Origin of the sequence: Paenibacillus sambharensis, from assembly GCF_003233845.1 — a bacterium.
GTDB lineage: Bacteria > Bacillota > Bacilli > Paenibacillales > Paenibacillaceae > Paenibacillus_I > Paenibacillus_I sambharensis.
This window is the reverse complement of sequence record NZ_QKRB01000061.1, coordinates 1-24042: the sequence shown is the minus strand read 5'-3', so window position 1 is coordinate 24042 and position 24042 is coordinate 1. Positions and strand designations below refer to the sequence as shown.

Below are 24042 nucleotides of genomic sequence, written 5' to 3'. Positions count from 1 at the left end.
TAAGAGAGGCAGGTGCTGAAGGTTATGGCAGGTAAAGCAGACATTCAGAAGATTTACCCGCTGACACCGATGCAGGAAGGCATGCTGTTCCATGCCATTAAGGAGGCGGGCGGTGCTTACGTGGAGCAGCTGGTCTTCGAGGCCAGAGGCCTGCTGAATATCGCCTATATGGAACAGAGCTTCAACCGGCTGATTGAACGGCATGAAGTGCTGCGGACGGTGTTTAAATACAGCAAGGTCGAGCGGCCGATTCAGATTGTGCTGCGCGGGCGGAAGGCACGAATCCGGTATGAATCCATTGCGGAGCTGGGACCGGATGCGCAGGCCGGATATATAGAAGCTTTCAAGAAACAGGACCGGTTAGCCGGATTCGATCTGACCCGGGACATTCCCATGCGGATTGCGGTGCTGCAGACCGGGCCGGACAGCTTCCGGGTCGTATGGAGCTACCACCACATCATCATGGATGGCTGGTGCTCGGGCATTCTGTTCGGGGATTTCCTCCAGTTCTACCGGCAGTGCGAGACCGGCGCGGAGCCGAAGCTTGACCCGGTTTATCCATACAGCTCTTATGTGCAGTGGCTGGAGCGGCAGGATGCGGATGAAGCCAGGGCCTATTGGACCGGCTATCTGGAAGGTGCGGATGAAGCATCGTTTGTACCGAAGCAGCACTCCGAATCCAGCGTTTACGAGCAGGGGGAGCATGAATGCCGTCTGGATGCGGAGCTTACCGGCCGCCTGGGGCAGCTGGCAAGGGAGCGGGGCATTACGCTTAGTGCTGTCGCGCAATCGCTGTGGGGGCTGCTGCTGCAACGCTACAATTACTCCGGCGATGTTGTGTTCGGCTCGGTCGTATCCGGCAGGCCGCCTGAAGTTACAGGCATCGAAGGCATGATCGGGCTGTTCATTAACACCGTGCCGGTCCGCATGCGGGCAGACGGGGAGGAGCCGGCATCGGCCGTCATGCAGCGTCTGCAGGAGGATCTGGTGCGGGCGCAGGAGCGCGCTTACCTGTCGCTTGCCGACATTCAGGCGCTCTCGCCGCTTAAGAATGAGCTGATTAACCATATCGTTGTGTTCGAAAATGTCCCCGGCCAAGCTGACAGCGGGCAGGAGCCGGGCTTGGTCAGTGGCGGTGAGTCTTCTGTGCAGGCTGTCCCGTCAGACAAAACGGTTGATTTCACGGTCGGCGAGTTCGAGATTCATTACCAGACCAACTATGATTTTAACGTCATCATTCATCCCGGCAGGGAGCTGTCTGTTAAATTCCTGTATAACGCGGCGTGTTACGACGCTGGTTTTGTCCGCCGCATAGGCGGCCATCTGGAGACGGCTGCACGCCAGCTCGCCGCTAATCCGGAGCTTCCGGTCCAGTCGCTGGTGCTAGTGACGGAGGAGGAGGCCCGGCAGCTTGTAGATAGCTGTAATCCTGAGTCAGCTGGCTACCCGAAAGACAAGACGGTTCAGGAGCTGTATGCCCTGCAGGCGGAGCTTGATCCGGACGGGCTGGCAATCGTCGAAGGCAGCAGGAAGTGGACATACCGCCAGCTTGAGGAAGAGAGCAGCCGCCTTGCCAGGGAGCTGCGTGCCAAGGGTGTAGAACGGGATCAGCTGGTCGGCATTATGGCACCTCGATCAGCTGAGATGGTGCTGGGCTCGCTGGCCGTGCTCAAAGCCGGAGGGGCCTACCTGCCCATTGATCCTGCTTATCCCAAGGAGCGCATCCGCTACATGCTGGAGGACAGCGGCGCACATGTGCTGCTGGTACACAGCGGGATGGAGCGGAACAGGCTTGAGGCCGCTTACGGCGGCGAAGGGTCTGGTGTGGACATTATGCCAGTGCTGGATGCTGATCGTGTGAACCTTGCAGCCTCTCCGCTTGAACCGGTCAACAGCCCTCTTGATCTGGCTTATGTCATGTACACCTCGGGCTCCACGGGCAAGCCCAAGGGTGTGATGATCAACCACCGGAGCGTGGTCCGGCTGGTGAAGAATACGAACTATGCGGAATTCAGGCCGGGCGGGCGGATTCTGCAGACCGGCTCCGTTGCTTTTGACGCCTGTACATTCGAGATATGGGGCGCGCTACTGAACGGCATGACGCTTTACATAACCGGCGAGGACGTTATTCTGGATGCTGCCAGACTGGAGGAGACGATCCGCAGCTGCGGCATAACAACTATGTGGCTGACCTCCCCACTGTTCAATCAGCTGTCGCGCTATAATCCGGCGATGTTCAGCGGCATGGAGCAGCTGCTCGTCGGCGGGGATGCGCTGTCGCCGGTTCATGTCCATAGGGTCATGGATGCCTGTCCGGGTCTGGCGGTTATTAACGGCTACGGTCCCACGGAAAATACCACCTTCTCGGTATGCGGCAGGGTCCGCCGGGAGGATGGCCCGTCCATCCCGATCGGTTACCCGATCAGCCATTCGACGGCCTACGTCCTGAGCGAAGGCCTGCAGCTGCAGCCGGCGGGCGTGCCGGGAGAGCTGTGTGTCGGCGGCGACGGGGTGGCCAGAGGGTACCTGAACAACCCGGAAATGACAGCTGAACGGTTCGTGGAGGATCCATTCCGCCCCGGTCATCTGATGTACCGGACAGGCGATCTGGTCAGGTGGCTGCCTGATGGCCGGCTTGATTATATCGGCCGGATGGATAAGCAGGTCAAGATCCGGGGCTACCGGATCGAAACCGGGGAGATCGAGCATCATCTGCTTGGGCACCCGGCCGTGCGTGAAGTCGTGGTGACCGTCATCATAACAGAGGACCGCGACCATGAATTAGTCGCATATTATGCAGCGGCTGACGAGCTTCCGGTATCGGAGCTGCGGGTCTTTCTGCGCGGCTCACTGCCGCCTCACATGATTCCTTCGGGATTCGTAAGGCTGGAGCGGCTGCCGCTGACGAGCAATGGCAAGGTTGACCGTGCAGCGCTGCCGGAGCCTGCGAAGCTGGGCGGGCCGGAATCGGCTGCTGAAGAGCTTCAGGGGGAGACAGAGGCAGCTCTGGCCGAAATCTGGAAGGAGCTGCTTCGGGTGAAGGCAGTCGGCAGAAACGACGACTTCTTTGCGCTCGGCGGTCATTCGCTCAAGGTGACTCAGCTGATTGCCAAGGTGCAGAAGGTTCTGCAGGCGGAGCTGTCCGTTTCGGCGGTATTTGCGAGTCCGCTGCTGTATCAGATGGCGGACGTCATCGCGTCAGCGGCGGCAGCCGCAGGCTCCGGGGACCGTATACCGGCCGCACCCCTAAAGGAAGAGTATTCCGTATCCGCCGCACAGCGTTCACTGCTGTCCCTGCAGCAGTATATGGGCGAGAGCCATGTGTACAATGTCCCGATTGCACTGCTTCTTCACGGCAATCTGGATGTAGAACAGTTCCGGCAGGCGCTGAGGCAGCTGATTAGCCGCCACGAGGCGTTTCGTACATCGTTTCATTTTACCGGTCAGGGGCCGGTTCAGCGTATTCATCCTGAGGTGAGCCTGGAGCTGAAGGTTGAAGATATCCGCTCGGAAGAGTGGGGGAATTCGGGTCAGCTGAAGGGCAAGCTGCGCATGCGCTTTGCTTCCTTTATCCGGCCGTTTGATACGGCGGTTCCTCCTCTGCTGCGGATGGAGCTTGTCCAGTATCAGGATGACGGCTACCTCTTCATGTGCGATATGCATCATCTGATTACGGACGGCACATCGCTGGGGATTTTCATGGATGAGCTGGTTGCGCTGTATGAAGGGGCGGAGCTGAAGCCGCTGCCGATTGGATATAAGGATTATGCGGAGTGGCAGCAGGGGCAGCTTGCGCTGGCGGCCTACAGCCGCAAGCGGGATTACTGGCTTGGCATGCTGTCGGGAACGCTTCCGAGGCTGGAGCTGCCGGCCGATTACAAGCGGCCGCCTGTACAGGATTTTCGCGGCGCACGGGTCGAGGCGGCTGTTGCGGCACCACTGGCTGAAGCGGCAAAACGAACGGCAGCGGAGAACGGGGCTACCTTGTTCATGGTGCTGCTGGCCTGCCTGAAGAGCCTGCTATACCGCTATACGGGGCAGGAGGACATGATCATTGGTTCGCCGGTAGCTGGTAGAACCCATGAGGACCTGGAGGGTGTAGTCGGCATGTTCGTCAACACCGTCGTCATCCGCAGCCGCCCCGCAGGGCACCGAACCTTCCGCGAGCTGCTGGCTGAAGTGAGAGAGCATACACTTGGTGCGCTGGAGCATCAAGATTATCCGTTCGAGGAAATCGTCAAGGGGCTGAAGCTGCCAAGACGTGCAGACCGGGGTCCGCTGTTCGATGCGGCGTTCGTGCTGCAGTCCATGGATATGGGAACCCGGTCAGTAGAGGGTCTGAGCATTGAGCCGCTTGAGCAGGATACCGGTGTTTCCAAGTTCGACCTGACGCTGCAGGTGATGCAGCATGAGGGTGAGCTGCACTGCAGCTGGGAGTATGCGGTTTCCCTGTTCAAGGAGCAGACTGTGGCGGCGATGCATGAGGATTTCACCGCTGTACTGGGGCAGGTATGCGCCAGTCAGGATATGAAGCTCAGCGAGCTGTCGCTTATGGGCAGCAAACCTGCTGCGCCGGTCGGCAGGACGCTCACTGATGATGTGGTGTTCCAGTTCTGACAGAGCTGCGGTTGATCAAGGCTTGGCAGAACCTGAGCCGGAGAAACCTGAACAGAGAACTGAGAAAAACCTGCGAATGTGCAGGCTTTTCTGCAAAGGGGTTCAGGATATAGAAAAAGCCTGCAAATATGCAGGAATTAGGGCGGTAATGGGCTCCGGAGGTGGGATACCGGGGGAAAGGATGCACTTTTGCAGGAATTCGGAAGCTGAAGGCTTCGAGTTAGAAAAAAAGCTGCACTATTGCAGGAATTTAGCTTACTGGAGGCCCATACGAGCCTGGTGACTTGGAAACCGTGTAGGCAAGGAGACCGATGGATAAGAAGGCCTGACGGACAAGGAACTGTCAGTCGGGAAGAACATCCAGGTAGTGGGGAGCCGAGTAGGGAAGGAAGACAGCGGATAAGATGGACTGGTGAAAAAAGCTGTCAATCGGGAGAGGCATCCAGATAGTGGGGGACCGAGTAGACAGGGAGACCGGCGGGCGAAGAGCACCATGGAGGTGAGGGGCTGTCAGTCGGGAAAAGCATCCGGATACTGGTGGGGCCACGTAGGCAAGGAAGCCAGGCAGACGAGGTGCACCATGATGGAAATCCGCTTGGGAAAAGCTAAGCGACAAGGAGGCAGGCATGAGCGTTATTGACCGACTATCGTACAACGTAATGCTGTCCGACCAGCAGTTCGAAGCGGAACGTAATTATTGGCTGGGCCAGCTGGAGGGCGAGCTGCAGTTCGGACGGTTTCCGGCCGATACGCATGAAGCGGCAGGGCCGGTTCCGATGAAGGCGGAGCCATACCGGTTTGATCCGCTGCTAACCCAACGCATCTATGCATTATGCGGGGGCTCGCAGGCCGGGCTGTATATGATTCTGACAGCAGGTGTGTTTTATCTGCTGTATAAGCATACCGGCAATGATGACCTGACCGTCGGCATGCCGACGCTGCGGCATGAAGAAACGGAAGACGACGGCCATATGCTGGCGCTGCGGCTGGCCATTGAGGAAGGGGGGAGCTTGAAGACCCTGTTAGGCCGGGTGAAGGAAATTGTGATGGATGCCGACCGCCACCAAAGCCTGCCGTTCGGAGCGGTTGCCGCGCACAAGCAGCTGTCCTGGGGCACGGATCACTATTTCCATACAAGTGTGTCGCTTGACGCCATCCACCGGGAGCTGCCGGAGAACGAGCGGACGGACCTGCATACCCGGTTCCGTTCGTCCGGCCCGGATGATCTGCTGCTCGAAGCTTCCTATGACGGAGCGGTCTATGAAGAGGGAACGATCTACCGATTAGCCGGCCAGCTGCAGCTGTTCCTGGACCAGGCACTGGCAGCGCCGGATATGCCGCTTCATACCATTCAACTGGTTACAACAGCGGATAAAGAGCGGATGCTGGGCCAGCGGCGGGAGAGCGAGGCAGCCTATCCGGACACGGCTACCATTCACAGCCTGTTCAGAGAGCAGGCAGCACGTCATCCGCAGCGCACGGCTGTACAGTCGGGCGGCACGCGAATGACATACCAGGAGCTGGACCGGCGTTCGGACAGGCTTGCTGCGAAGCTGCAAGGCCTTGGCATCTCGCGTGACAAGCTTGTTGCCATCGTGCTGGACCGGTCCGTTCATATGGCGGTTACGGCATTGGCTGTACTGAAGGCAGGCGGCGCATATGTGCCCATTGATCCCGATTATCCGGCAGACCGGATCGCTTACACACTGGAGGATTCGGGTGCGGAGGTGCTGGTTACGGAGAGCCGGTTAAAGGGACAGCTGAATTTCACGGACGGCAGCTATACGATCGTGGAAGCTGACGACCCGGAGCTGAGCCGTGAGCCTTCTGCTGACGAGCATTCAAAGCAGTCGGAGCACTCGCAGCAGCCAACGCAGTCAAAGCAATCAGAGCAGCCAGTGCAGACAGAGCAGTCAAAGCAGCCAGAGAATTCGGAGCACTCGCAGCAATCAGATCAGTCGGAGCAACCGAAGCACTTACAGCAGACAGAGCAGCCCCAGCAGTCAAAGCAGTCAATACCAGCTGACAACAGCAGGCCTGAGGACTTGGCTTACGTCATCTATACCTCGGGTACAACCGGCAGACCGAAGGGAGTCATGATCGAGCATCGCAATGTGGTGCGGCTGCTGTTTAATGACCGGTTCCAGTTCAGCTTCAGCGAGCATGATGTATGGACGATGTTCCACTCGTTCTGCTTCGACTTTTCTGTGTGGGAAATGTACGGAGCGCTGCTCTACGGGGGACAGCTTCTGATTGTGGACAAGGAAGAGGCACAGGATCCGTCCGCCTTCCTGAAGCTACTTGAACGCGAAGGCGTGACTGTGCTGAACCAGACTCCGTCCGCCTTTTACAGGCTGGTGGACGCGGTGGCTGGCGCCCAAACTGGTGACAGACCGGCGCTGAAGCTGCGGTATGTGGTATTCGGCGGGGAAGCATTGAACCCTCAGCTGCTGCAGCCTTGGCAGGACATCTATCCGGATACCCGGCTGGTCAACATGTACGGCATTACGGAGACGACCGTCCATGTCACATTCAAGGAGCTGACGGCTGCCGAGCTGAACTCTGCCCGCAGCAATATCGGCCGACCGATTCCCACGCTAACCGCTTATATTATGGACAGCAGTCTCAACCTGCTGCCTGCGGGTATTGCCGGCGAGCTGTGCGTAGGGGGACTGGGCGTTGCCAGAGGGTACTTGAACAGGCCAGAGCTCACTTCAGAGCGGTTCGTAGACAATCCGCACCTGCCGGGTGAACGGCTGTACCGTTCCGGTGATTTGGCACGAATGCTGCCAAGCGGCGAGCTTGAATATTTGGGTCGTCTTGATCATCAGGTCAAAATCCGCGGCTACCGCATTGAGCTCGGCGAGATTGAAAACCGGCTGCTGCAGCACCCTGCTGTGAACAAGACGGTTGTGCTAACCCGCTCTGACCGGGGCCAGTCCGATATCTGCGCTTATTACACGGCGGAAGGCAGGTTATCTTCTCCTGAGCTGCGGGACTATCTGGCAGGACTGCTGCCGTCGTATATGATACCGGCTCACCTGATTCAGATCAGCGAGATTCCGATGACGCCTAACGGCAAGGTTGACCGCAAAGCACTGCCTGACCCGCTGGGCGTCGAGACGGCGGACGAGCTGGTCGAGCCGCGCACGGAGCTGGAACGGCAGCTGTCCGCTCTGTGGGCCGAGGCGGCTGGAGTCAAGAAGGCGGGCGTGACAAGCAGCTTCTTCCATCTCGGGGGAGATTCCATCTCTGCAATCACGCTGATTAACCGGATTAACCGTGAGTTCGGTGTGCAGCTGCAGATCAAGGACCTGTACCTGCATCAATCAGCTGCCGAGCTTGGCCAGATCATTCAGGAGCGTGCGGCAGAGAAAGCAGGAGCGGAACAGGCAGTAGAGGAAGCAAGCGAAGCAGGGACTGAACAAGGAGTAAAGGGTACAGGAACGGAACAGGCTGCAGAGATGGCAAGGGAAGCAGGGGTGAGGGCATGGCAGGAGCTGGGCGAGCTTAAGGAACGGATCATGGGTGATCCCAAGCTGCGCGCTCTGCTGCCGATTGATGCCGAGGATATTTATCCCATGAGTGATATTGAGCGGGGAATGGTTTATTACGCGATGATTCACGCTGGTGAAGGCGTCTATCATGATCAATTCATCTACCATTTTGCCGATGACAGCTTTGAGCTGGACACCTTCGTGCAGGCGGTTCGGCTGATGACGGACAAGCACAGCATTTTCCGGGCAAGCTTCAACCTAAGTGATTTTGACAGACCGATGCAGATGATAAGACGCGAGGTGCAGCCTGATATCGCGTATACGGACATCATCGCTATGGGGCGCGGGGAACAGGAGGAGCACGTAAGCCAGGTGCTTAAGGATGATCTTGCCCGGCCGTTCCAGGTGCATGAAGCACCGCTCTGGCGGATCAAGCTGTTCCGCATTGCGGCTGATCAGTTCTGCATGTGCTGGATTTTTCATCACGCCATTCTCGACGGGTGGAGCAATGCCTCGTTCATGACGGAGCTGTCGAACACTTATTTCCGTCTGAAGGAGGAGCCAGCCTTCCGGCCGGAGCCGCTGCGCAGTGATTACCGGGCCTATGTGGCCGAGCAGCTGGCGCTTAAGACTGACCCGTCTGTTCACGCCTTCTGGGAGCAGGAGCTTGACGGCTACAAGCGTCTTAACCTGCCGCACTTGACGGAGGAATACGGGGATGCGGAGCTGCAGCCTGGTGAAGAGCAGGGTACATACACACTGGCGCTGGATGTCGGACTGCTGCATAAACTTACAGCCGCCGGAAGACAGGAAGGCATCAGCTTAAGAACCTACTGCTTTGCAGCCTATGCCAGCATGATGAGCATGCTGTCTTATGACAGCGACTTCGTTGTCGGCCTGATCGAAAACAACCGTCCGGTATGCGATGACTCGGACCGCCTGCTGGGCTGCTTCCTGAACACGGTACCGGTTCGTATCCGCATGGAGCGCGGAGTGACATGGAACGAATATGTCCGAGGCATCCACGACAAGCTCATTGAGCTTAAGCAGTACGGGCGGCTGCCATTGTACGAAATCCTGAAGGCGGCCGGGGAGCCGTCCCAAGACGACAATCCGCTGTTCGACACGGTGTTCAACTACGTTGATTTCCACGTCTATGAGCAGATGGAGCATTTCAGCCGAATGGATGAGACGCTGGCTGTGCAGGGGCAGGAAAAGACGAACACGCTGTTCGACTTCTCCATTCTGAATACATTCCAGCAGTTTGCCGCCCACATCATCTATGATCCCTCCCGGTTCTCGGGCGGACAGGTGAAACGGCTGGCAGGCTACTTTACCCAAGCTCTGCGGGCGATGGCGGACAAGCCGGACATGCCGATCCGCAAGCAGGACATTCTGCCTGTACAGGAGCGGGAGCAGCTGCTGTACACGTACAATGCGACCCGGATCCCATACCCTTCCGGCGCCTCCTTCCCGAAGCTGTTCCTGGAGCAGGTTGAAGCAGGGCCTGACCGCACCGCGCTGCGCGGGGGCGGCAGGGAGTGGTCCTACTGGCAGCTCTATCAACAGGCGGCCCGCACGGCTGCTGAGCTGAAGAATAAGGGCATCGGACGCGGAGACATTGTCGGTCTGATGAGCTCACACTCCGCCGAGGCGGTGATTGGTGCGCTGTCAGTGATGATGGCTGGTGCGGCTTTCGTTCCGATCGACCCCGAGTACCCGCAGGACCGTGTGGAGCACATGCTGCGGGACAGTGGAGCGAAGCTTGTAGTGGCCCGTGTGCCAGAACACACGGAAGCCCTGCAGGGAGAAGACGGGATCCACATCATGCTGCTGGATAGTGACCCTACTGTCCTGGCATCAGGGGCCACCGTGGACGAGGGAGCATGCGGTGATGGGCCCAGCGCAGGGGAAGCCAGCGTGGATGAGGATCCAAACCATGACTGGCCGCAGGCAGACGATCTGGCTTATATCATCTATACATCCGGCTCCACCGGAAGACCCAAGGGCGTTATGGCGGAGCACCGGGGACTGGCCAATCTGATGGCATTCTTTACTCAGCAGCTTGGCATTACACCGGAGGACCGGGTTATCCAGTTCGCCAGCAGCTCATTCGACGCTTCCATCTGGGAAATGACGATGGCCCTGCTGACTGGAGCCAGTCTGATTATTCCAACGAAAGACCTCATCATGAATCCCTCACAATTTGTCGCTTATCTAAATGACGAGCGGATCACAGTGGCAACACTTCCCCCAACGTATCTGCAGCAGCTTGATCCGGAAGGCATCAAGACTCTCAAGAAGCTCTTCTCCGCGGGTTCCTCGATTTCGCCCAAGCTGGCGGAACAGTGGAGTGCACGCGTCAGCTTTTACAATGCATACGGTCCGACCGAGACGACGGTCTGCACGACCGTCTGGCCTTATGAGCAGTCCGGTTCGCCGCTCTACACCGTTCCAATCGGCCGGCCGATTGCCAATACAGAGGTCTACATCCTCGATGACCAGGGACAGCTGCAGCCAGCCGGGATGCCGGGTGAGCTGTGCGCAGCTGGAGAATCACTGGTTCGGGGCTATCTGAACCGCCAGGAGCTGACGGACGAGAAATTTATCCAGTCCGAGCTTCAGGGCTCGCGCAGACTATACCGGACGGGTGATCTGGCCCGCTGGCTGCCAGATGGCAGCCTGGCCTATATCGGACGGATCGACCATCAGGTCAAAATCCGCGGTTACCGCATAGAGCCGGGCGAAGTTGAGGCATGCCTCAGCAGGATGCCGCAGCTTGCGGAAGCTGTGGTGGTAGACCGGGCAGACGGGCACGGAAACTCATTCCTGTGCGCGTACTATGTAGCCGCCGCCGATGTGACGACCGGTGAAATCAGACAGTACTTGGCCGGCAGCCTGCCGGATTACATGATACCGGCTTATATGGTTGAGCTAGAGCAGATGCCTCTGACGCCTAATGACAAGATCGACCGCAAAGCCCTTCCGGCACCGGAAACCATCATGCAGGAGGCGGCTGACGGTGACCTGATTGAACCGCAAACTGAGATGGAGTGCAGACTTGCGAAGGTTTGGCAGGAGGTGCTCGGATGCCGGGTCGGAAGGGAATCGCACTTCTTCGAGCTCGGCGGTGATTCCATCAAGGCCATTCAGCTGACAGCCCGCCTACAGGCGCAGGGTTTTGAACTGAGTATCCGCGACCTGTTCCAAAATCCTACTGTCCGTGACGCAGCCTGCTGTATTCGGGCAACCGAGCGAACGGTCGACCAGGGTCCGGTTGAAGGCGAATTTTTATTGACGCCGATTCAGAAATGGCTGTTCGAGGAGCATGCGGATCAGCTCCATCATTTTAACCAATCGGTCATGCTGCTGAAGCCGGATGGCTTTGATGAAGCGGCACTTGACCGTGTGATGGCGGAGATCGCCAGGCATCATGATGCGCTGCGCGCTGTTTTCCGCAAGAAGGGCGATCAGGCAGTCGGCTGGATACGAGGGGCTGATGAGCCGGGTGCGTACCTGCTAGAGGTTCATGACATGACGAAGCTGGAAAATGCAGGCGCTCATATCGAACAGCAGGCCGCGATGCTCCAAGCAAGCATGAACCCTCAGGAAGGGCCGCTCTTCAAGGCTGCTCTCTTCCGGACCAGTGAAGGCGATCATCTGCTTATCATCGTGCACCATCTGGTGGTGGACGGGGTATCCTGGCGCATTCTGCTGGAGGATATGGTGGATGCCTATCAGCAGGCGCTAGAAGGGCAGGAGATCCGGCTTCCAGCCAAGACCGAATCCTTTAAAGCCTGGTCCGAGGAGCTGCAGGACTATGCCACAGCCCGTGAGCTGCAGAGGGAGAAGGCTTACTGGACGGCACTGGAGACGGCGGATATCAACCCGCTTCCACACCGAAAGCGGTCCGAAACGAACCGTGTTGCGGACAGCGAGGAGGCGGTCATGACGCTGGATGCGGAGCAGACCTCTCGTCTCCTGAACCAGGTTCATCATGCCTACAACACGGAGATGAATGATCTGCTGCTGGCCGCGCTGGGAATGGCGCTTCAGGAATGGACCGGAGACAGCCGCATCCTGCTGCAGCTGGAGGGTCATGGCAGAGAGCAGCTCCGGCAGCCGCTGCCGCTTGGCAGGACGGTGGGCTGGTTTACTTCGGCCTATCCGGTTGTGCTCGATATGGAAGCAGGAGCCGGCTCCGGCAACGATGAAGAACGGCTGGCTTACCGGATCAAGCGGGTGAAGGAGAAGCTGCGGCAGATTCCCGGCAAGGGTATGGGCTACGGCATCCTGAAGTATCTGGCACCGTGCGAAGAGACGGAGACGCTGAAGTGGACGCTTCTTCCGGAGATTAACTTCAATTACTTGGGACAGTTTGACGCAGCCCGCGAGGATGCGGGCATCCAGACCTCCCCGTATTCCATGGGGCCGACGGTCAGTCCGGATTTCCGCCGCCCGGCTGTACTGGATGTGACGGCGATGATCACTGGCGGGCGGCTGGCTGCGGCCATCAGCTACAACCGTCATGAATACACCGAAGAGCAGATGGAGCAGCTGGTCCGCTCCTTCCATAACAGCCTGCAGGCGATAATCGAACACTGTGCAGGCCGCAAGGAAACAGAGCTGACGCCAAGCGATCTCGGCAACAAAGAGCTGTCGCTGGAAGAAGTGGAAGATATCGAGGACTTTTTCAACAATTTATAGGCAGAGGTGGTAGCTGGCATGTCCGCAAAGCTGGAGGTTCAACATATTTATCCGTGTACGCCGCTGCAGGAGGGAATGCTGTTTCACGCGCTGCTTGACGGGGAATCGCAGGCTTATTTTGAACAGACGGCTTTTCACCTGTCCGGTACTCTGAATATTGAATGGCTGGAACGAAGCTTTAACGGGCTGATTGAGCGGCATGATAGCTTGCGGACCAACTTCATACACGGAAAGACGAAGACGCCGCAGCAGGTCGTGTTGAAGAACAGGCAGCTGCGTGTGCAGACGGAGGACTTGTCCGGCTACGGGGAAGAGATGAAGCAGTGGAAGCTGGAGGAATTCAAGCAGAGAGACAAGGAGCGGGGCTTCGATCTCGCGCGCGACCTGCTGATCCGCATATCGGTGCTGAAGCTGGATGACCGGCGTTCCGTGCTGATCTGGAGCCATCATCATATTCTGATGGACGGCTGGTGCATCGGCATCATTATGAAGGAGCTGATGCAGCTGTATGAAGCTTGTGCCGCGGGCCTTTCAGCGGAGCTTGACAAGCCTGTACCGTATAGACGGTTTGTGGAATGGCTGGACAAGCAGGACCGGGAGCAGTCGAAGCAGTACTGGCGCGGCTATCTGAGCGGATATGAGCAGCCTGCCGGGCTGCCTGCAAGGACGGAGCAGGCTCGAACAGCAGGACCTGCAGCACAGGAGGAGGTTTCGTTCCGGCTGCCGGAGGAACTGACAAGCAGCCTGCGGGAGCTGGCGGCTGCTCAGCGCGTCACGCTGAACACGGTGGTCCAAACGCTGTGGGGCGTGCTGCTTCAGTATTACAACCGGACGGATGACGTCGTCTTTGGCTCGGTTGTCTCGGGCAGGCCGGCCGACATTGCCGGCATAGAACAGATGGTGGGCCTGTTCATTAACACCATGCCGGTGCGCATTCAGGGCGGCGGAAGGCCGTTCGCTGACGTGCTGCAGGAGGTGCAGGCCGCATCTGCGGCTGCGGAAGGCCATCACTATTATCCGCTGTATGATATTCAGGCTGAGAGCCAGCTGAAGCACAGGCTCCTTAATCATATCGTGGCCTTCGAGAATTATCCGATCGCACAGCAGATTGAAGAGTCGAATGAAGGGTCGGATACCGGCTTTGTCATTGAGGATGTGGATGTATTCGAGCAGTCGGGCTATGACCTTACCGTAGCGATTGGCCCAGGGGCTTCCCTGTTCGTCAAGCTGAGCTTTAATCCGCAGGTGTACGAGCGCGCCTTCATGGAGCGGGTTGGCGGACATTTTCGTCAGGCAGCGGAGGCTGTTGTCGCCGAGCCCGGTATGAGGGTATCGCAGATACCGGTAACAACGGAGGCAGAACAGGAGGAAATTCTGCTTCGGTTCAATGCTACAAAGCGGGATTATCCGGCGGACCGCAGTATTCCTGAGCTGTTTGCCGCACAGGCAGCGGCCAGACCTGATGATGAGGCCATACGCTGGGCAGACGGCCGGATGACCTACCGGCAGCTTGACGAAGCGAGCAGCCGGGCAGCGGCTGCGCTGCTGGAGCGGGGAGTGACAGCGGAGCAGCCGGTAGGGCTGCTGGCAGACCGGTCGGCAGCTGCGGTGATCGGCATGCTGGGTATCTTGAAGGCAGGCTGCGCCTATGTGCCGATTGACCCGAACTATCCCGCCAAGAGGATTGCCTATATGCTCCGGGACAGCGGGATTCGCCTGATGCTGAACGCTGTGGATACGGGGGAGGCTGCAGCTGTATCAGCGGATGCCATGAATGTCCGTACCGCATTTGCTGCAGTCAGTGAAGATTTCCCCTTTGAAGGGGAGCTGCTGTCACTGCGGGAAACTGCCTGGGCTTCAGGTTCCGAGGGCATGGCGGCTGGGACGGTTTTCCCGCCGGCAGGCGCGGAGCAGCTCGCCTATATGATGTACACATCCGGCACGACGGGCGAGCCGAAGGGGGTCATGATCACCCACCGCAATATTGTGCGGCTGGTCTGCAGCACCGATTATGCCGAGCTGCGAGCGGGTGACCGGCTGCTGCAAACGGGTGCGGCTGTATTCGATGCCAGCACCTTCGAGGTGTGGGGCGCGCTGCTGAACGGGATGACTCTCTGTCTGGCGGATGAGGACACCCTGCTGATTGCTGAGAAGCTGGAGGCGGCTATCCGGGAGCATGATGTCACGACGATGTGGCTCACTTCCCCGCTGTTCAACCAGCTGTCGCAGGAGAAGCCGGACATGTTCCGCAGCATGAAGCAGCTGCTGGTGGGCGGCGACGCGCTGTCGCCGGTTCATATTAATCGTGTAAGACGGCAGTGCCCTGGGCTGATTATTATTAACGGCTACGGACCGACTGAAAATACGACTTTTTCGGTTTGCGGCCGAGTGGACCGCGATTACAAGCTGAATATTCCGATCGGACGCCCAATTGCCAACTCGACCGCTTACATCGTTGACACAGCAGGCCAGCTGGTACCGGTCGGCGTACCCGGCGAGCTCTGCGTGGGCGGCGACGGAGTCGGCAGAGGCTATCTGAACCGGGAGGACCTGACTAACAGCAGATTTACGGCTGACCCATTCCTGCCAGGCGGGATGATGTACCGGACCGGTGACCTGGCCAGATGGCTTCCGGATGGACGGATTGAATATCTGGGACGGATTGACCTTCAGGTGAAGATCCGTGGCTTCCGTATTGAGCCCGGAGAGATTGAGGTCCGCATGCTGGAGCATGCCGCCGTTAAGGAAGCGGTGGTCATCGTGCGGGAAGCAGCGGCTCTGCAGGCTGGTCAAGATGAACGGGATGCACTGGATGGGCAGAATGCGGCTGGCAGCAAGTACTTGTGCGCCTATTATGCCGGACAAGAGGAACTGACAGCGGCACAGTGGCGCGAATGGCTTGGCGACCGGCTGCCTGACTATATGATTCCGGGCGCCTTCGTAAAGCTGGATCAGCTGCCGCTTACGGCAAACGGCAAAGTGGACAAATCCGCTCTGCCTGATCCGCCCGCACCATCCGAATCCGGTATAGCCGGCGAAGCGCCAGCAGGTGAAACGGAGGAGCAGCTTGCAGCGATTTGGCAGGAAGTGCTGGGCGTCACCCGCGTCGGCCGCGAGGACAGCTTCTTCGATCTCGGCGGTCATTCACTGAAGGCGACCCGGCTCATTCAGCTGGTTCAGAAGCAAATGGGGGTGCGGCTGCCGCTGAAGCAGGTTTTCGCAGCGCCGACCCTGTCGCGGATGGCAGGGCTGCTGGTTCAGGGGGACACTGAGCAGCTCCAGCCGATACCGCAGGCGCAGACGAGGGATTACTACCCGGTATCCTCCGCACAGAAGCGGATGCTCATGCTGCAGCAGCTGGAATCTGCACAGGCGGCTTACAATGTGCCGGGCGTTTATGAGCTGAAAGGTCCGCTAATGACGGAGCGGCTCGAGCAGGCTTTCCGCAGGCTGATTGCCCATCATGAAGCGCTGCGGACATCTTTTCCGCTGGTCGAAGGGATGCCGGTTCAGCAGGTTCATGCAGAGGTGCCGTTTACGCTGAGTGTGCATCCCGCAGAGGAGCATGAAATCGGGGAGCGGATCGGGACGTTCATCCGCCCGTTTGATTTGACGAGCGCACCGCTGATGCGGGCCGAGCTGCTGGCCATTGCGGACAACCGTCATGTGCTGCTGCTCGATCTGCATCACATCATTACGGACGGCATGTCGATGGGACTGCTGCTGGATCAGCTGATCGCGTGCTACGATGGATCGGAGCTTGCTCCGGCAAGACTGCACTACAAGGATTACGCGGTCTGGGAGCAGGAGTGGCTGCAGTCGGAGGCGATGCAGAAGGCAGAACGGTTCTGGCTGGAGCACTTCAGCGGACAGCTTCCGGTCCTTGAGCTGCCTTGCGATCAGCCGCGGCCGGCCCAGTACAGCTTCGAGGGCGACCGGCTGACCTTCAAGCTGGACCAGGCTTTGTCCGCAAGGCTTCAGCGGCTGAGCGCGGACAAGGGCGCCACACTGTTCATGACGCTGCTGTCTGCTTACCAGGTGCTGCTTGCCAGGCTGTCAGGCCAGGAGGACATTATCGTCGGCTCCCCAATCGCCGGCCGCAGCCATCCGGATCTGGAACAGGTCATCGGCATGTTCGTCAACACGCTGGCCTTCCGTCTCTATCCGCAGGCAGGCAAGACCTTCACTGGCTTCCTGGAGGAAGCGAGAGAGCATGTGATGCAGGCCTTCGAGCATCAGCAGCTGCCGCTCGAGCATGTGCTTGGCAAGCTCGAATTGAAGCGCGATGTGAGCCGCAATGCGCTCTTCGACACCATGTTTGTCCTGCAGAACATGAGTCCCGGCGAAGACAAGCCGGGAGCCTTGTCTGTTGAGCCTTATGCCTTCGAACACCCGGTAGCCAAGTTTGATCTCACCTTAAGCGCAGTGGAGGACAGGCAGGATGGCTCAATTGGCTTCAGTTTGGAGTACAGTACCCGGTTGTTCCGGCGGGAGACGGCGGAGCGGCTTGCCGGCTACTATACCCGCATTCTCGAGCAGATAACAGCGGATCCGGACATCCGGCTGCAGGATATCGCTATGCTGTCTGCGGGCGAGGAGCATAATCTGCTGTACGGGTGGAACCGGACAGCTGCGGAATACCCGCGCGACAAGACGCTGCATGGCCTGTTCGAGAAGCAGGCTGCAGTCTGGGCAGACCGGACGGCGCTGGTGCATGAAGGCCAGCGGCTGACCTACCGGGAGCTGAACAGCCGGGCGAACGCGCTGGCACACCGTCTGCGGGCGGAAGGCGTGGGCCGGGAGACAGTCGTTGCCGTCATGATGGAGCGCTCGGCAGGCATGGTAACGGCGCTGCTGGCTGTGCTGAAGGCAGGCGGAGCTTATCTCCCGATAGATCCCGCTTATCCGCAGGAACGGGTAGCGTTCATGCTGGAGGACAGCGGAACGGGATGGCTGCTGACCGACGGCTCCGGTGAAGTGCCGGAAGCGTTCAGGGGTAAAGTGGTGAGGCTGGACAGCAAGCAGGCTGCGGCTTCCGGCAAGCCGGGCATGGCGGATGCGGACGCGGTTTCCATGCAGGTGTGGCAGCAGGCCGGTTCAGCTGACGCTGAGGGCCTGTATGCCGGTCCGGAGCCGATCAATGAGCCATCCGATCTGGCCTACATCATCTACACCTCGGGTACGACGGGCAAGCCGAAGGGCGCAATGCTGGAGCACCGGAATGTGGTACGGCTGCTGCACAATGAGCGCAACCTGTTCGAGTTCGGCGAGCGGGATGTGTGGACGATGTTCCACTCGTACTGCTTCGACTTCTCGGTATGGGAAATGTACGGCGCGCTGCTGTACGGCGGCACGCTGGTGGTGGTGCCGCGTGAGACGGCGGTCAATCCGCAGGCCTTCTTGCAGCTGCTCGCCGAAGAGCGGGTGACCGTGCTGAACCAGACGCCGACGGCTTTCTACCAGCTGCTGCAGGAGGAAGCGCGCCATGAGCGGCGGCTGAAGCTGCGGTATGTGATCTTCGGCGGCGAAGCATTGAAGCCGCTGCTGCTGAAGCCGTTCCATGCCCGCTACCCGGACACGCAGCTGGTGAACATGTACGGCATTACGGAAACGACGGTGCATGTGACGTACAAGGCGGTTACGGAAGCGGAGATTGAGGCGAACTCGGACAGCATCGGGATGCCGATTCCGACGCTGACGGCCTATGTGCTCGACGGTCAGCTGAAGCCGGTGCCAATCGGCGTGACAGGCGAGCTGTACGTCGGTGGCGAAGGCGTCTGCCGCGGTTACCTGAACCGTCCGGAGCTGACCGCGGAGCGGTTCATTGAGAGCCCGTTCGTGCCGGGTGAGCGGCTGTACAAGTCAGGCGACCTGGCGAAGCGTCTGCCGGATGGCGAGCTGGCGTACATGGGGCGGATTGATCATCAGGTCAAAATCCGCGGCCACCGTATCGAGCTGGCGGAGGTGGAGGCGGCACTGCTGCGGCATGAAGCCGTACAGGAGACGGTCGTGCTCGCCCGTGATGACGGAGACGGGCAGGCGTACCTGTGCGCTTATTACACGGCGTCGGCCGGTGAACCTGCGAGTGAATCAGCGGCATCGGGAGCCCTGCAAGCCGCTGGAGCATCTGAGCTGCGGAGCTACATGAAATCGGTGGTGCCGGATTACATGGTTCCGTCTTACTTCGTCCAGCTAGAAGCCATACCGCTGACCAGTAATGGCAAGGTGAACCGCAGTGCGCTGCCGGAGCCGCAGCCGCATACACAGGCGGACACAGCGTATGTGCCGCCGCGAAATCCGGTGGAGGAGGCACTCGCTGTAATCTGGCAGGATGTGCTGGGTGCTGCCCGTGTCGGTATAGACGATGATTTCTTCGAGCTTGGCGGCGACTCCATTAAGGCGATACAGGTTTCGGCGAGACTTCATACGTATGGCTACAGCATGGAGATGAAGGACTTGTTCCGCTGCCCGACCATATCGGGTCTGAGCGAATGGGTAACCGTGCAGGTGAAGCAGATTGACCAGGGCATTGTAGAGGGAGAAGTGCCGCTGGCACCGGTTCAGCGCTGGTTCTTCGAGCAGGAGTTTACGGATGCGCATCATTATAACCAGTCGGTCATGCTTCATAATCCGGATGGATTCGATGAAGAGGCAATCCGCAGCGTGTTCAGGCAGCTGGTTCTGCACCATGACGCTCTGCGGATGGTTTACAGGCAGGATGCCGCCGGAATATGCGGGATGAAGCAGGTCAACCGCGGCGGCGAGGAGCCGCTGTATGAGCTGCATGTGTATGACCTGCGCGACCGGATCAATCCGGAAGACGAGTTTGAAGAGCTTGCAGGCCGGCTTCAAGCGAGTCTGAATCTGCAGGAGGGGCCGCTGCTGAAGCTGGGCTGGTTCAAGACAGCGGACGGCGACCATCTGCTGATGGCCCTTCACCATCTGGTCGTTGACGGCGTGTCCTGGCGGATTCTGCTGGAGGACCTGCAGCAGGGCTTCGGACAGGCAGCCAGGGGAGAGGAGATCGTTTTCCAGCCGAAGACCCACTCGTACAAGGATTATGCGGAGCAGCTCTTGCTGTACGCAGGCAGCCGCAAGGCGCTTAAGGAACGGGAGTACTGGCTGCAGGTTGAACAGGCGGAGATTACGCCGCTCGTTGACGGGGATGAAGCGAAAGCCAGAGGCAGAAGGAAGGAAGCGGAGACCGCCTTCATGGAGCTGTCGGAAAGCGAGACGGACATGCTGCTGAAGCGCGTGCACCGGGCGTACAATACGGAAATTAACGATGTGCTGCTCACAGCGCTTGGCCTGGCCTTCAGGCAGTGGAAGAGCATGGAGCGGATTAAGATTAACCTGGAAGGTCACGGACGCGAGCAGATTTTGCAAGGCATGGATATCAACCGTACTGTGGGCTGGTTTACGACGATGTATCCGGTGGTGATCGACACGCAGGCGCCGGCATCGTTGTCCGGGGATGAGCAGCTGTCCTACATGATTAAGCGGGTGAAGGACGACTTGAGGCGGATTCCGAACAAGGGGATCGGGTACGGTATTCTGGCCTATCTGTCGGAAGCAGGCGTTCTGCCTGCAGGCCGGGAGCGCGTGCTGCCGGAGATCAGCTTTAACTATCTGGGCCAGTTCGATCAGGATGTTCAGGGCCGCGGCCTGTCGGTGTCGCCTTTGTCCATGGGGCATTCGCTCAGCCCGGATATGGAGCGGACCTTCGCGCTGGATATTAACGGCATGGTAAGCGGCGGCAGGCTGGCACTGTCGTTCAACTATCACCCGGCGGAATTTACGGAATCAGCCATCCGTCAGCTGATGGACCTGTACAGGGAGCAGCTGCTTCGCGTGATGGAGCACTGCGCGTCAAGGGACGGCTCGGAGCGGACGGCTTCTGATTTTACGGATAAAGACATGTCGCTGGAAGAGCTCGGGGACATTGAGGACATCATCAGTTCACTCTAATGTTAGGTGGTTTGGATATGGGCAAAAAGCCGGAGATTCAGGACATTTACGCGTTGTCGCCAATGCAGGAGGGCATCCTGTTTCACGCCATGCTGGATAGCGAATCAACGGCCTATTTTGAACAAATCGAATTCGAAATAGCCGGCCGGGTTGATGTGCAGCTGGTGGAAGAGAGCATGAATGCGGTGATTGCGCGCCATGATGTATTCCGCACGCTGTTCGTGACGGATAAGGTCAAACAGCCCCGGCAGGTGGTGCTGAAGGAGCGCCCGATCAAGGTCCATTACGAGGACTGGAGCGCGTTCGGACCGGATGAGCAGCTGGAGAAGCTGGCGCAGTTCAAGGCAGCGGATATGGCAAAAGGCTTCGATCTTGTCCGCGACCCGCTGATGCGGCTTGCTGTGATCAGGCTGGGAGAGACTTCCTGCCGCTGGCTGTGGAGCCATCACCACATTGTCATGGACGGCTGGTGCGTCAGCATCGTCATGAAGCATTTCATGGAGTACTACCAGCTGAAGCAGCAGGGACTTTCGGTACCGCAGGGCAAAACAGCGCCATACAGCAGCTACATTGCCTGGCTTGGCGAGCAGGACAGGGAGGAAGCGCTCGGATACTGGGAGCGTGCCCTTGCCGGCTACGAGCAGACTGCATCGGTACCGAGGGTCGGGCCAGCGGAACGGACAGGCGTTTACCGCCAGCAGACCGTCAGCCGCAGCCTGCCGGAGGAGACCACAGCCGCCCTGCAGCGGCTGGCGGTTGCCAGCCAGGCTACGATGAGCACGGTAGTCCAGTGTATCTGGGGCATTCTGCTGCAGAGATACAACCGCACGGAGGATGCCGTGTTCGGTGCGGTCGTTTCGGGCAGACCGTCGGGCATTCCGGGCATTGAGGACATGGTGGGGCTGTTTATCAACACGGTGCCGGTACGGGTCAAGTCGGATGGGGGCAGCTTCGCGTCCCTTGTCCGCCGGGTCCAGGAAGCGTCGCTCGAGGCGGAGTCCTTCAGCTTCGTGCCGCTGTATGAGCTTCAGAACAGGACGCCGCTGAAGCAGCATCTGCTGGATCATATCCTCGTCTTCGAGAACTATCCGGTGCAGCAGGAGCTAGAGGATACAGCCGAGGAAACAGGCTCGGAATTCCAGATCTGCGGCTTTCAAGCGTATGAGCAGACGAACTATGATTTTGATATAACCGTTGCTCCGGGAGAGGGCCTTACCTTCCAGTTCAGCTTCAACGCGGTAGTCTATGATCCAGCCTTTATTGAACAGCTTGCAGCACATGTGGAGCACATCGCGGTGCAGGCAGCAGCTGATCCGGATATCCGGGTGAGTGACATTGAACTGCTTTCAGCTGAGGAGAAAAATCGGCTGGCCGCAGCGTTCAACGCGACAGACGCGGGAATGCCGCAGAAGACGGTGCATGAGCTGTTTGAGGAGCAGGCGGCACGCATGCCGGAGCAGACAGCCGTCCTCTACGGGAACGAGCGGATCAGCTACGGGGCACTGAATGCGCGGGTTAATCAGCTGGCCCGGTATCTGCTGGCACAGGGGACGGCCCGGGAGGAGCTGGTCGCGATTCTGATGGACCGCTCGCCGGACATGCTGGCTGCGATTCTGGCCGTCTGGAAAGCCGGCGGCGCCTATGTGCCGGTTGATCCCGGCTACCCGGCCGCCCGCCAGCAGACCATCATCCGCGAGTCAGGGGTCCGTTTCATCATCGGCAATTCCGAATCCGTGAGTGCTTTGGATGAGGAGGCATCCATTAATCCGCCTGACGGTTCACCTGGCAGCTCAACTGACGGTTCAGCTGACGGTTTATGCGCCAGTTCCCGGGATCGCGGCCCCAAGTTTATCCTGCTCGACAGGGTGGCCGGCACGATCGCGCAGGAACCGGCTGACAATATCCGGCTTCCGGTTAAACCGAACCAGCTGGCGTACGTCATCTACACCTCCGGCTCAACCGGAACGCCGAAGGGCACGATGATTGAGCATGCGGGCATGCTCAATCATATTCTGGCTGAGATTGAGGAGCTGGAGATCACGGAAGGCACGGTACTGGCACAGAACGCCAGCCACTGCTTCGACATCTCGGTCTGGCAGTTTGTTGCCGCGCTGACCGTTGGCGGGGTGACGGCGATCTATCCGAACGAGCTTGTCCTGGAGCCGGCGCAGTTTATAGAGCGGTTGATCAAGGACAAGACCGCCATTCTAGAAGTCGTGCCTTCCTATCTCAGCGTCATGATGGACTACATGGAAGACACCGGCGTCCGGCTGCCGGACCTGAAGTACCTGATGATCACCGGGGAGACAGTGAAGCCGGCGATGGTGCGGCGGTGGTTCGGGCTGTGCCCGGACATCCGGATGGTGAATGCCTACGGCCCGGCCGAAGCGGCAGATGACATCAGCCAGTATGTGATGGACAAGCCGCCGGAGAGCGAGCCGGTGCCGATTGGCAGACCGATCCGCAATATGCGGATCTACATCGTGGACGACCAGCTGCGGCTGTGTCCGGTCGGAACAATCGGCGAAATCTGCGTCTCGGGCATTGGGGTGGGACGCGGCTACCTGCGCGACCCCGAGCGGACAGCGGCGGTATTCCTGGAAGACCCGTTCAGGGAAGAGGAGGGCGTGCGGATGTACCGGACGGGAGACCTCGGACGGTGGCTGCCGGACGGCAATATCGAATTCTACGGCCGGAAGGATTATCAGGTGAAGATCCGGGGCTTCCGGATCGAGCTGGGCGAGATCGAAGCCCGACTGGTCGAGCATGTAGGGGTGAAGGAAGCGGTCGTGCTGGATGTGGAGGATGGGCAGGGCGTGAAGCAGCTGGCGGCGTATGTGACAGCCGCGGGCGAGGCGGCGCCGGAGACGGCGGAGCTGAAGGCATACCTGGCGCGGCATCTGCCGGAGTATATGGTGCCGGCATCGGTGCAGGTGCTGGCGGAGCTGCCGCTGTCGCCAAACGGCAAGATCGACCGCAAGGCGCTGCCGAAGCCGGAGCTGGCCTTGGGCGGCGGCATGGCGGGAGGCCCGCCGCGCACGGAGACGGAGCGGAAGCTGGCGGCGATTTGGCAGGAAGTGCTCGGCGTAGTGGAAGCAGGCCGGGAGCAGTCGTTCTTCGAAGCGGGCGGCCACTCGCTGAAGGCGATGACGCTGGTGTCGCGCATCCACAAGGAGCTGGGCGCAGAGCTGCCGCTGCGGGAGGTGTTCGCCCGTCCGCTGCTGCACATGCAGGCGGCATACATCGACCAGGC

The 24042-nt window shown here is 59.3% G+C and carries 4 protein-coding genes; all 4 read left to right on the top strand.

Annotated features, from left to right (window positions below):
• Positions 1 to 24 precede the first annotated feature (24 nt).
• Positions 25 to 4617 carry a non-ribosomal peptide synthetase gene (locus tag DNH61_RS25405; protein WP_146241166.1) on the top strand — a complete coding sequence of 1531 codons (4593 nt, stop codon included), beginning with the start codon at positions 25 to 27 and terminating at the stop codon, positions 4615 to 4617.
• Positions 4618 to 5243: 626 nt separating this feature from the next.
• Positions 5244 to 12821, top strand: a complete 7578-nt coding sequence (locus tag DNH61_RS25395; protein ID WP_111149766.1) for a non-ribosomal peptide synthetase — start codon at positions 5244 to 5246, stop codon at positions 12819 to 12821.
• A gap of 18 nt (positions 12822 to 12839) precedes the next feature.
• Entirely contained in the window at positions 12840 to 20789 is a 7950-nt protein-coding gene (locus DNH61_RS25390) for a non-ribosomal peptide synthetase (protein ID WP_111149765.1), read from the top strand.
• Between the two features lie 17 nt (positions 20790 to 20806).
• A partial coding sequence (locus tag DNH61_RS25385; RefSeq protein ID WP_181438882.1) for a non-ribosomal peptide synthetase occupies positions 20807 to 24042 on the top strand: 3236 nt, incomplete at its 3' end.

Excerpts from the sequence above, each read along its gene's own strand:
- DNH61_RS25405 (WP_146241166.1), top strand. The coding sequence starts at position 25 with ATGGCAGGTAAAGCAGACATTCAGAAGATTTACCCGCTGACACCGATG.
- DNH61_RS25395 (WP_111149766.1), top strand. The coding sequence starts at position 5,244 with ATGAGCGTTATTGACCGACTATCGTACAACGTAATGCTGTCCGACCAG.
- DNH61_RS25390 (WP_111149765.1), top strand. The coding sequence starts at position 12,840 with ATGTCCGCAAAGCTGGAGGTTCAACATATTTATCCGTGTACGCCGCTG.